The organism is Pseudomonas sp. P4_C4 (assembly GCF_056402055.1).
This window is the reverse complement of the sequence record NZ_JBFUID010000001.1, coordinates 312,663-324,255: the sequence shown is the minus strand read 5'-3', so window position 1 is coordinate 324,255 and position 11,593 is coordinate 312,663. Positions and strand designations below refer to the sequence as shown.

Annotated in this window: 10 protein-coding genes; 4 read left to right on the top strand and 6 right to left on the bottom strand. The window is 57.8% G+C overall.

Going from position 1 to position 11,593, the window contains the following annotated elements; translation table 11 throughout:
* The 3 genes from AC1DXW_RS01505 to hrpB form a co-directional block, all read right to left on the bottom strand.
* On the bottom strand, positions 1–1,500 hold a 1,500-nt coding region (locus AC1DXW_RS01505; RefSeq protein WP_477759725.1), incomplete at its 3' end, for a hypothetical protein.
* Positions 1,493–2,968 carry a site-specific integrase gene (locus AC1DXW_RS01500; RefSeq protein WP_477759724.1) on the bottom strand — a complete coding sequence of 492 codons (1,476 nt, stop codon included), beginning with the start codon at positions 2,966–2,968 and terminating at the stop codon, positions 1,493–1,495. The genes AC1DXW_RS01505 and AC1DXW_RS01500, both read right to left, overlap by 8 nt.
* A 49-nt stretch (positions 2,969–3,017) precedes the next feature.
* Entirely contained in the window at positions 3,018–5,537 is a 2,520-nt protein-coding gene (hrpB, locus tag AC1DXW_RS01495; RefSeq protein WP_477759723.1) for an ATP-dependent helicase HrpB, read from the bottom strand.
* Between the two features lie 109 nt (positions 5,538–5,646).
* Between hrpB and AC1DXW_RS01490 the strand changes: the two genes are divergently transcribed.
* Positions 5,647–6,066, top strand: a complete 420-nt coding sequence (locus tag AC1DXW_RS01490; RefSeq protein WP_477759722.1) for a polyribonucleotide nucleotidyltransferase — start codon at positions 5,647–5,649, stop codon at positions 6,064–6,066.
* Between the two features lie 41 nt (positions 6,067–6,107).
* Positions 6,108–7,004 (top strand): cation diffusion facilitator family transporter, encoded by an 897-nt coding sequence (locus AC1DXW_RS01485; protein WP_477755747.1) that lies wholly within the window; start codon positions 6,108–6,110, stop codon positions 7,002–7,004.
* Here AC1DXW_RS01485 and AC1DXW_RS01480 read toward each other — a convergent pair.
* Positions 6,998–8,041, bottom strand: a complete 1,044-nt coding sequence (locus AC1DXW_RS01480; RefSeq protein WP_477755746.1) for a DUF6515 family protein — start codon at positions 8,039–8,041, stop codon at positions 6,998–7,000. The two genes, AC1DXW_RS01485 and AC1DXW_RS01480, sit on opposite strands and share 7 nt — an antisense overlap.
* A 437-nt stretch (positions 8,042–8,478) precedes the next feature.
* On the opposite strand from AC1DXW_RS01480, the gene AC1DXW_RS01475 reads away from it, so the two are divergent.
* Both AC1DXW_RS01475 and AC1DXW_RS01470 read left to right on the top strand, forming a co-directional pair.
* Positions 8,479–8,958 carry an Lrp/AsnC family transcriptional regulator gene (locus AC1DXW_RS01475; RefSeq protein ID WP_007937367.1) on the top strand — a complete coding sequence of 160 codons (480 nt, stop codon included), beginning with the start codon at positions 8,479–8,481 and terminating at the stop codon, positions 8,956–8,958.
* A gap of 213 nt (positions 8,959–9,171) precedes the next feature.
* Positions 9,172–9,381, top strand: a complete 210-nt coding sequence (locus AC1DXW_RS01470; RefSeq protein WP_007937369.1) for a DUF2788 domain-containing protein — start codon at positions 9,172–9,174, stop codon at positions 9,379–9,381.
* On the opposite strand, the gene AC1DXW_RS01465 is transcribed toward AC1DXW_RS01470, so the two are convergent.
* Both AC1DXW_RS01465 and amn read right to left on the bottom strand, forming a co-directional pair.
* Positions 9,376–10,011 carry a pseudouridine synthase gene (locus tag AC1DXW_RS01465; protein ID WP_477753816.1) on the bottom strand — a complete coding sequence of 212 codons (636 nt, stop codon included), beginning with the start codon at positions 10,009–10,011 and terminating at the stop codon, positions 9,376–9,378. The two genes, AC1DXW_RS01470 and AC1DXW_RS01465, sit on opposite strands and share 6 nt — an antisense overlap.
* Before the next feature lie 71 nt (positions 10,012–10,082).
* Positions 10,083–11,582: an AMP nucleosidase gene (gene amn, locus AC1DXW_RS01460; protein WP_477753817.1), complete on the bottom strand. Its 1,500-nt coding sequence runs from the start codon at positions 11,580–11,582 to the stop codon at positions 10,083–10,085.
* Between the last annotated feature and the right edge of the window lie 11 nt (positions 11,583–11,593).

Genomic DNA, 11,593 nt, shown 5'->3' with positions numbered 1-11,593 from the left:
CACTATCTGAGCAGCTCTATGCACTGAATCCCAGTAATAGCCAAATTCGCTTTCCTGCTGCTCAACAGCAGCTTCTGAATATGAGGAAATATTCACTCCTGTGGAGTGATTCAGCGCCTGAGCAACTGTTGCAAGGGAATGTCTAGCTGTGTGATGAGCGGCGCTTTTATGCTTGCGCGCCTTGCTATAGGTTATTTTTGGATGCTTGCCATCTACAAAAACGCCAGAAATCGATGAGTGGAATCTAGTTGAGGCCGCCCCCGCATCAAGATCAGAAAAAACTGGAGAAACAGCGCCTTTAGTAATCTTAACTTTGAAGAATAGCTTATCAAAATAAGTTTCATTGAGAATCCAGTCGCGTATCTTAAGATACTCTCGAAGCAAGGTTAACCCTTCTTTGCGGCCCAAGACGTACCCGGTCCTCTTTCCTCGAGCACGAAATTTGACAGCCGTTAATTCCTTTTTCAATACTGACTTATCAATTCCCAGGGCATCCTCATAGCTAAACTGTTCTAATTCAGTAGGTGAAGCAGCCGTCACCAACATAAAAAGAGAAATATATGCTTTCACAGCAAAGGCTGCCATTTGCAATCGGACATAATTACGAGATTCAGAGTTGGCAAGTTCTAGACTAGCCTGTGCACCTGCTATAGCGCGTTCAGCTTCACGCAGCTTAAGAGCCTGACCTCTGCTAGCATATTTAGACATGTATTCTTCGACTGTCGCAACACGTCTTTCTGCCGAGTTATAACAATCGTGCCCCTGCCGAAAAGGGCTACACAACCCTATATTAGAAGGGAACTTAACCACCTCATAATCTCTTATCCGGACTATGCAGGGAAATGGCTCTTGCTGAAGAATGAACCTGCTGTAATCACGCGCAATAGCGATACTTGCGTCCTTGAAAATCTGTACATCGGACTCTCTAGGCGGCCTTATTGCTTTTCTTTGCCTCTCAATCGGTATGGCACTGCGCACCACATAATCCACTACGGATGGAAACTGGAGACCGATTATCAGTCTTAATATGCCCTGACACTTCGCCGCATGTTGAGGCGCAAAAATCCCTTTTCGGACAGAATCATTCAGATAATCTGTATAATCAGCGTATGCCTTAGATGCATTACTCACATCGGCAAAAATTTCCACATAACCATTTGCATTCAACCAATCCACGGCAATGTGAATTATTCTAAACTGAGTTAMTATCGAATTATCGCGCAGCCCTATCAGAGAGTCGAGGAGCCTCACCACTAACTCACGCCTGCCTTCTACAAGCGATGATTCGACGACCGATATAGTACCGGCATTGTCATACTCTCTTGACCTTACTTCGCCTCGCTTGGCATATGCGATACTCCCGATATCAATAGGCGACTTATGCCCTTTTGCACTGGCAAGTTTTAGACGTAGTCGTTCCGGAAATGCATACTCCTGACTAATCTCATCTACCGCGATCACTTTTGTTTCACGAAATGACATCTCCTCTTGACTACTCATCGTGCGAACTCAGTATAAAATTGGAATAGTCAGATGCAAATAGACTAGCCTCAAATTTTTCCTGCGCGGCAGTTTTCTGCGGAAGCATCTTGAAAAGTTGAAGATAATGCTCAGTCATCTCTCTTGTGGCGTGGTGCATTCGCTCCATTATAAACTCAATATCATCTCCTGGATGCATATGCCCAGCAGCAATAAGGCTCTGCAGTCGTTGATAGAGCTGAAACCCAAATGTCGCACGCAACCAGTGATACGAAAAATCTTTAGGAAACTTATCAGATGTCTTTTGCAATAGCTTGCGCTTGATTGTATCTGTGACCTGCCCTGTGGGACGAGATTTGACAACTGGGTAGCGTGGATCGTCTTTTGCCATGTAATAGCAGCCCCCTTGATCAGATAAGAAGACATACATATCCTCCTCTCCAATTTGCAGACCGGGGTAATATTTTTTTAGATTATTTTTAAATTTATCTCGCCGCCGCTTCATCATCGGACTGTTTCCAAGCACCTGTAACTCCTCAGCAAGTTGCTTTGGCACGTGCAAACGTTGACTACGGTCTTTCTTGGTATCCATCCCCGTACCTGGACCGGCATGTAACAGATAGGTGCCGTCGCCCTGCAATCTTTCTGAAATGAAGCCTTTTAAATGCTTCATGCGCATCGTCAGTACAGTCTGCTTCCGAGCGCCAGTCATCAAAGCCGTCAGCAATATAAGTCGCTCTAGTGCTGACCAGATTTCACCTTCAGTAACCTTCAGAAATTCAGCAAGTTCAATATTCGACAATGGACGAAGGTCTTCATTGTCCTCTCGTACGTAGCCTATTGAAACCAGCCTTCCCGGAACCGTTGATTTAGTTTGGCTACGTTTCTCAGCCGTGATCACTCTAGCGGCCCCGTACGAATTTTTAATAAAAACTTTAACTTCCTTAACTGTGTCAACTCGCTGCAAATCAATATCGTGCCAATTTGCACAAACAAACCTATAGAAATCAAATACCACACCAGTATATTGGTTTATAACTGCTGCACTACGCCCACTATGACTTATCAAATGAGCAAAATACTTATATGTAGGCCGCAACACAGGGCGACGCCCCGAAAAGTCGAGCCAGTTAAGCCCTTCATTTTCACAGAAAATCAAATAGTCTAATAACTTGCTGCCCCGACGACGCAGATCATCGGTAGGTCTGTTGCTTAATGCTTTATTTTCAACCAAGGAACGAAGGTATGAATTGGCCTCAAACCAAGGCTCTCCTTCCTTATGAAACAGAAACGGGAGATTGTAGATATCACCCGAGGTAAACGAAACTCCGACTTCCTCGACCTGATAAAGCAGTTTGGTTTCAGCCCCTTCAAGCACAGATTCAATCGACCCACGGGGCTGGATGCCGACATGCAGGCTGGCGAAGGCGCTCTGCACGTGAGGGATGAGAACAAAGCGACCTTCGTAACGCGGATTTGAGTAGGACATGACTCACCCTCAAGGGACTGAGTCAACCCTAGGTGTTAAGCGCTAAAAATCAAGGCTTCTTGTCAATGTCATTCTTGTTAAGCGATTCGACCCAAGGGTCCAACTTATGGAATAGTTTCGGATAACGTCCCTTCAAATCCTTCTTCACCTCCGCATAGGTGCTGCGCCAGAAGTTCGCCAGATCCTGCGTCACCTGCACCGGCCGCCGCGCCGGGGACAGCAGATGCAGCTTGACCACCTGCCGGCCCCCAGCGATACGCGGGGTCTCGGCCAGGCCAAACAACTCCTGCAAACGCACCGCCAGAATCGGCGGCTGTTCGCTGTAGTCCAGACGAATCGACGAGCCAGACGGCACGCTCAAATGATGCGGCGCCAGCTCGTCCAGCCGTTGCGGCAATGGCCACGGCAACAGATTGTGGACGATGCTCGACAGGTCGAGATTGGCGAAGTGACTGAGCCGGGAAACCTTGCCAAGATACGGCATCAGCCAGTTCTCCAGACTCTTGAGCAACGCCGTGTCGCTGACATCCGGCCACTCGCTGTCACCCTTTCCGGCGAGGTCCAGTTGCCGCAACAACGCCACCCGCGCCTGCCACTGACGCAGCTCCGGGGTCCACGGTAATAGCTCCAGGCCTTTGCGCCGCACCAGGTTCACCAGCGCCTGACTGCGGGCGGTTTCGTCGAGGCCCGTGAGTGGCTCGCGACTGAGGATCAGTTCACCGACCTTGCGCTGACGCTCGGCCCGCAGCACGCCTTCACGCTCATCCCAATCCAGTTGATCGACGCAGCGCACCTGCTCTGCCAGCACTGAATCGAACAGCGCCGGATCGAAGTCCGTCGCCAGGTAAATCCGCTCCTCACGCTGGCCCTGGCGACTGCCCAGATCGGCGATCACCAGCCACGGCTGCTTCATCAGACTGTCGGCCTCGGCGAACAGTGCGGCACGGCCGTTGGCCAAACGATACTCAGCGCCACCGGCACGTCGCTGTTGGGCGACACGGTCGGGATAGGCCAGCGCCAGCAACGCGCCGAGCCAGCGCGGATGATCCGGATCGCTGACCGGCTCCGAGGCTTTGCCGCGCAGATAACCACGATACTGCCGCGCCAGTTGCCGTGCGCGCTGCACGCCCCCCTGAGCACCGCGTGCGGCGCGCTCTTCGCCAGACAGCAGTACCAGTCGGCTGTGCAAGTCCGCCCCGCCGCCACGCAAGATATCGCGCTCGCCGAGCAGCGCCGCGACATCGCAGGCCATGTCCGCCAGACCCAGTGCCTGGCCACGCAACAGCAAATGCGCGATACGCGGATGCGCCGGCAGTTCGGCCATGGCCTGACCGTGGCGGGTCAATGCGTCCCCCTCCAGAGCTCCCAGGCGTTCGAGCAGGTCCTGAGCCTGTGCATAAGCGGCGGCCGGCGGCACGTCGAGCCACACCAGTTGCCCGGGCGTCACGCCCCAACGTCCCAGTTGCAAGGCCAGCCCGGCGAGGTCCGCCGAAAGGATTTCCGCACTGCCATAGGCCGCCAGTTGCTCGTGTTGGTCCTGGGACCACAAGCGATAACACACGCCCGGTTCCAGTCGCCCGGCCCGGCCCGCGCGCTGGGTGGCGCTGGCTTTGGAAATGCGCTGGGTGTCGAGGCGGGTCATGCCGCTGCCGGGGTCGAAACGCGGCACCCGTGCCAGCCCGGCATCGATCACCACGCGTACGCCATTGATGGTCAAACTGGTTTCGGCGATATTGGTGGCCAGCACCACTTTGCGTTTGCCCGCCGGTGCCGGATCGATCGCGGCCCGCTGCGCGGCGAGGTCCAGTTCACCGTGCAATGGGCACAGTAGAACCTGAGTATTTTCGCCCAAGGCATCCGCCAGTTGCTGATGCACGCGGCGGATTTCCGCCTGCCCCGGCAGGAACACCAGCACGCTGCCGGTCTCGTCGTTCAAGGCTTCGAGGATGGTCTGCACCAGACGCGGCTCGATGAATTCACCAGACTGGAACGGCCGGCCCCAGCGCATCGCCACCGGGTACATGCGCCCTTCGCTGCGCAGGATCGGCGCGTCGTCGAGCAACCCGGCCAAGCGTTCGCCTTCAAGCGTGGCGGACATCAAGAGGATTTTCAGCGGCTGATCGTCACGGAACAGTTCACGGCCATTGAGGCTCAAGGCCAGCGCCAGATCAGCGTCGAGACTGCGCTCGTGAAATTCGTCGAAGATCAGCAGGCCCACGCCTTCCAGTGCCGGGTCGTCCTGCAAACGCCGGGTGAGAATGCCTTCGGTGACCACTTCGATGCGGGTGTTGGGGCCGACCTTGCTGTCGAGCCGAATGCGATAGCCCACGGTCTCGCCGACCTTCTCCCCCAGCTCATTGGCCAGCCGTTCCGCCGCTGCACGCGCGGCCAACCGGCGGGGTTCGAGCATCAGGATGGTCTGCCCGGTCAGCCACGGCTCGTTGAGCAAGACCAAAGGTACGCGGGTAGTTTTACCGGCGCCGGGCGGCGCTTCGAGCACGGCTTCGTGGCGTGTAGCGAGGGCTTCACGCAGAGCGGGTAAAACTTCATCGATCGGCAAAGAAATCATGCTGGCTCCAAAACAGAGGGCCGAGTATAACGGCGAACTGCAAGGCGTTCGTCAGGGTCTTAATTCATACCGACGACGTTTCGTTTCGAGATTACTCAGGAGATTTCAAATGCGTGCTCCCTTTCGCCTGATTGGCAGTGTTCTGGTCGCAACCTTGCTGACTCAAGTGACAGCCTGCGGTTCGATCTTCTACCCCGATCGCCGCGGCCAGATCGAAGGCAAGATCGACCCGGCCATCGCCGCGCTCGACGCCGTTGGCCTGCTGTTCTACATCATCCCCGGCCTGATCGCGTTTGCCGTGGACTTCGCCACTGGCGCGATTTATTTCGAGCCGGGCAAGACCGCCCAGGTCGATCCACAAAAACTCAAGGACGCCATCGGTCCCGACGGCAAGGTCGATAACCGCAAGTTGCAGACTATTCTGGAAAGCGAACTGGGCCGCAGCTTCCCGCTGGACGATCCACGCCTGATCCAGAGCAAAGGCAGCGCCCAACAACTGGCGATGTTCGGCCTGCAACCAGCCGCGTAATCCCTGCGCACCAAAGGAATCCTCAAGGAACGATGGCCACTATGACCTCCAGCTCCGAACACGCCCGCCTGCTGCGGCTGGCGACCCGTGCCTCGGTGGCGGTGGCGTGCACCTTGATCGTCGCCAAAGGCATCGCCTGGTGGCTGAGCGGCTCGGTGAGCATGCTCGCCGGGCTCACCGACTCGGCACTCGACGGCGTCACGTCATTGCTCAACCTGCTGGCGGTGCATTACGCCCTGCGCCCCGCCGACAATGATCATCGCTACGGGCACGGCAAGGCTGAGTCATTGGCAGGCATGGCCCAGGCGCTGTTCATTGGCGGCAGTGCGGTACTGATTGCGTTGCATGCCTATGATCGGCTGAAACACCCCGAACCGGTCGGCGCGCCGTGGATCAGCATCGGTGTGATTGTGTTCTCGCTCGCCCTGACCCTGGCCTTGCTGATGTTGCAACATCGGGTGGTCAAGGCAACCGGCTCCAACGCCGTGCGTGCCGACTCGCTGCATTACCGTTCGGACATATTGCTCAACGGCAGCATTCTGCTGGCGCTGGTACTGGCCGGGTTTGGCTGGGATCAGGTCGATGCCTGGTTTGGTCTGGGCATCGCCGCTTATATCTTTTGGAGCGCGGTGCAGATCGCCCGGGAGAGTTTTGCGGTGTTGATGGATGAAGAACTGCCGCCGGATGTCAGCCAGCACATGCTGGAATTGGCGTGCAGCGTGCCCGGTGTGTTGGGTGCGCATGACTTGCGTACGCGGATCTCCGGCAACCAGTGGTTTGTGCAGTTGCATCTGGAGTTGCCGGGGGAACTGACGTTGTCAGTCGCCCACGGCATCAGCGATCAGGCGGCCGCAGCCATTCACAGCGCCTACCCGCGCGCCGAAGTGCTGGTGCACGCCGACCCGCGGGAAGTGGTGAAAGCCGCCCGGGCTCAGTAATTCACCTGATAACCGCGACTGCTCAGGCAGTTGCCCTGAGCCTGTCGGTAGGCTTGCACCACCGCCGGGTCTGGCTGGTAGGTGGCGGTTCGTGGATCGAAACCACTCTGCTGCACCGCGTATTGATAGCACTCGTAACCATCCCGACTGACCTGCTCCGGCGACTGCCCGTTGGCTGGATATGCCTCCACGTCATAACCATTGTTGCCGGCGGGTGGTTGCGATTGGCCAACCGGCGGCTCGACCACGACGTAGTCCTGAGTGCTTTCCTGATAGGCGTAGTAGGAGCCCGCCGCGAGGAACAGCAGCGCCCCGCCGATCCACAACTGCTGGGCGTAATCGGGCAGGTATCTGACTCGAATCCCGCGCGGTGGCTCTACCACCTCATAACGCGGGCCTAGCGGGCGATACCAGTAGCCACCGGAATAGTAGTAATCCATGCCACGGTAAGGCACGCGGAAGTTACGCTCGGGGAAGCGGTCGATCACCTGGCCGGGGCGATACCTGGGGCCTGCCCCCCAGCCGTTACCATGGCCACTCGGGCGCCCCTGCCAGTGATTGTCATTGGACGGTGCGCCTGTGTAGCCATTCCAGTGCTGGTTGTAATCGTTGCGACGCGGCTGATCCTGGTAGTAACCGCGCTGCGGCGGCTGGGTCTGGTGCACGGTGTCGGGGCGGGGCTGGATCGGCATGTCAGTGGCCGGCGCCTGCGGCGGTGGAGGCGGCGAGCGAACCCGGCTGTTGAAGTCCGGCGCTGGACGGTTCTGCCACTGACCATTGTTCTGATGTTGATTCTGGCCGTTGTGCTCGGACTGGCGGTTGTCATTGTTCTGCGCGCGGGGCTGATTCTGCTGCTGGCCGTTTTGCGGGTGCGGCTGGTTGTTGCCACCCTGGCCCTGGTTATCACCCTGATGCCCCCCCTGGCCATGTTGCCCGCCGTCATGGCCACGGTTTTGCTGCTCATCGGCCATCGTTTGCGCAGTGACACTGACACACAGCAAACCAACACCGGCCAAACGCCAGAAACGCGATTTCATGCTTTTCCTCATTAAGAGTCAGGGCCTGTACGTAAGACTGGGAAAGCAGTGGCCGGTTCTGCAACAGGTTATCAGTCACGCAACTTATTTATTGAGGGTCGGGGGGCAAATTCCACGCAAGAAAAAGGGGAGACCCGTCGGCCTCCCCTTAGAGAACTTCGTCCTGGCTCGACGCTTGTGGCGCCGGCTCACCTCACGCCGTCTTCTGGACAGTGTGTAGCTCGGGGGCCGGCACATCCCCGGTGGGGGTGGCGACCGCGGCGGGCCTGATTCGGCGAGCCGCACTGGACTGTTTGTCCGAGCAGTGATTCTGGTGATAAGAATAGGCCGGGAGCACCGGCAGAGGATTGCGAAGATTGCTGAATTAAACATCACTTGCGCAATTTTTAACCCAGGATACATAATCCTCCGCAATAGTTACGACAAAGGACCGTTTGATGAGCAAGCTCGACCGTTACGACCTGAGTATTTTGGCGGAATTGCAGCGCGACGCACGCATCTCCAACCAGGAGCTGGCCGAGCGCATCGGCCTGTCCCCTTCACCGTGCTCGCGGCGGGTCAAGCAACTGGAAGACGACGGCTATATTTCCCGCCAGGTCGCCCTGCTCGACCGCAAGATGCTCGGCCTGAGCCTGACGGCCTATGTGCTGATCGGCATGGACCGTCACACGCCGGAGCGTTTCGAGAATTTCGAAGCGGCCATCCGCACCCTGCCTCAAGTGCTTGAATGCAGCCTGGTGACCGGGATGGATGCCGACTATCAACTCAAGGTCGTGGTGCCGGACATGGATCACTACCAGAAACTGCTGCTGGGGCATCTGACGCGGATTGAAGGGGTGACCAGTGTGCGTTCGAGCTTTGTGCTGAATCAGGTTTTGAACAGCACCGAACTGCCTTTGACTCATCTGCGTAGCTGAAGACGCCATCGCGAGCAAGCTCGCTCCCACAGGGATCTCACATGCGCTGGAGATTCATTGTGGGAGCGAGCTTGCTCCGGGCGGCGATCCGACGATGGGGCCGGCACAGGCGACGAATGACTGCGACACACCGACGCAGGTCAATACAGCGCGAACCCGCGCAGGCGTATACTCCCCGCGCCCTTTTAGCCACGCCCGCGCTGGAGATGTTCGATGGATCCTGCCGTTTTCGAAGAGTGGATGATGACCGGCCTGGTCAGCATCCTGATCATTTTCATGGGTTTCATCGTCTGGGATCTGGCGAAGAAGTCCAAGGCCGGGCGCTTCGGCTCATTCATTCTTTTCTTCGTGCTGGGCCTTGGTGTGGCGGCGTTCGTGATCAAGAGCGTGGTGATCGGCCTGATCGAATCCGGCACTTTATAAGCGCGCCGGCACTTCTTTCCACTGGCCCTGATCGAGCCCTTCGATCGTCCAGTCACCGATTCTGACCCGTACCAGGCGCAACGTCGGCAAACCCACCGCAGCGGTCATGCGCCGCACCTGGCGGTTGCGCCCTTCGCGAATCACCAACTCCAGCCAACTGGTCGGCACGCTTTTACGAAAGCGCACCGGCGGATTGCGCGGCCACAGCTCGGGTTCGTCCAGTTGCCGCGCCTCGGCGGGCAAGGTCATGCCGTCATTCAATTCCACGCCGTCACGCAAGCGCTGCAATTGCTCGGCGCTCGGTTCGCCCTCGACCTGCACCCAATAGGTCTTGGCCAGTTTGTGTTTCGGATCGGCGATCCGCGCCTGAAGCTGACCGTCGTTGGTCAGCAGCAACAAGCCTTCGCTGTCGCGGTCCAGTCGTCCGGCCGGATAGATTCCCGGTACATCGATGTAATCCTTGAGCGTCGCGCGCCCTTCGCCATCACTGAATTGCGTCAGCACATCGAACGGTTTGTTGAACAGGATCAGTTTCGGCTCGGCCGGCGGTGCCTTGGCGACACGGCGCGGGGCTGAAGGAGAGGGCTTCGCGCCAGGGCGGCGGGAAATGGGGTGTTGAGGACGGGACATGGCGAAGTGAACATCTAACGATCAGGGCTGCTAATGCTAGTGCCCCGACCGCCAAATGACCACGACAACCGTTAGCGGAACGGTGGCTCGTCGAAGCTGCGCAGTTTGCGCGAGTGCAATGAGTTGAGCTCGGTACGCAACAGATCCACCGCCTCGATACCGATCTTCAAGTGCTGGCTGACCGCACGCTCATAGAAGGCGTTGGCCGATCCCGGCAACTTGATTTCGCTGTGCAGCGGCTTGTCCGAGACGCACAGCAACGTGCCGTACGGCACTCGCAAACGATAACCTTGCGCTGCGATGGTGCCGCTTTCCATGTCCACCGCCACGGCGCGGGACAGGTTGATCAGCGGCCGCTCCTGCGCCCAGCGCAGTTCCCAGTTACGGTCGTCGTAGGTCAGCACGGTGCCGGTACGCAGGCGTTTCTTCAGCTCGTCGCCCTTCTCGCCGGTGACGTTGGCCGCCGCTTGCTGAAGCGCAAGCTGCACTTCGGCCAACGCCGGAATCGGAATGTTCGGCGGCACCACCCGATCGAGAATGCCGTCGCGGCGCATGTAAGCGTGGGCCAGTACATAGTCACCAATCGTCTGCGACTGGCGCAGGCCGCCGCAGTGGCCGATCATCAGCCAGCAATGCGGGCGCAGCACGGCCAAGTGGTCGGTGATGTTCTTGGCGTTGGACGGGCCGACACCGATGTTGACCAGGGTCACGCCGTGGCCATCACTGGCGATCAGGTGGTAGGCCGGCATCTGGTAGCGGTGCCAGACCACCCCGGCGGCAATCACCGAGGCTTCGCCGTGATCCATGCTCTTTTCGATGATCACGTTGCCCGGCAGCACCATGCGCACAAAACGCGGATCGCTGCGCAACTGCTCCAGACCATGGACGATGAACTGGTCGACATAGCGGTGGTAGTTGGTCAGCAGAATCCACGGCTGCACATGCCGCCAGTCGCTGCCGGTGTAATGCACCAGCCGGCGCAGGGAGAAATCCACCCGTGCGGCATCGAACAGGGCCAGTGGCAGCGGATCGGTGTTTTCCCAGTCGTACAAACCGTCGGCAATGCCATCGGTCGCGGCCGACAGGTCAGTACTCGGGAACACCCGCGCCAGCACGGCTGCGGTGACGCCGGAACCCGCCAGCTCATCGCCCTGCTCGACCACATACGGATAAGGAATGTTCTGCTGGCTGACACCGACTTCCACGGTCACGGTGAAGTCGTGCATCAGCGGAACCAGCTGTTCCAGCAGGTATTTACGGAAAGCCGATGGATGGGTGACGGTGACGCTGTAGGTGCCCGGCAACTGGACCTTGGCGTAGGCACGGGTGGTCTGCGGGACTTCGCCCTGGCAGAGGTAGGTCAGGCGCAATTCGGGATAGCGAAACATCGAGCGCTGTTCGGCATCGGGCTCGACGCGATCCTTGAGGTAACGCTTGAGCGCCTGGCTCAGCGCGGTGGTTGCACGATTGTGCAAGAGTGCAAGCCGATCCACGGCTTGCTCGGCGGTTTGAACGACAATAAAAGCTTCGGTCACGATCAGCATCCTGTGTTCTGACTTGCAGACCTTCATCTTGCCTGCAT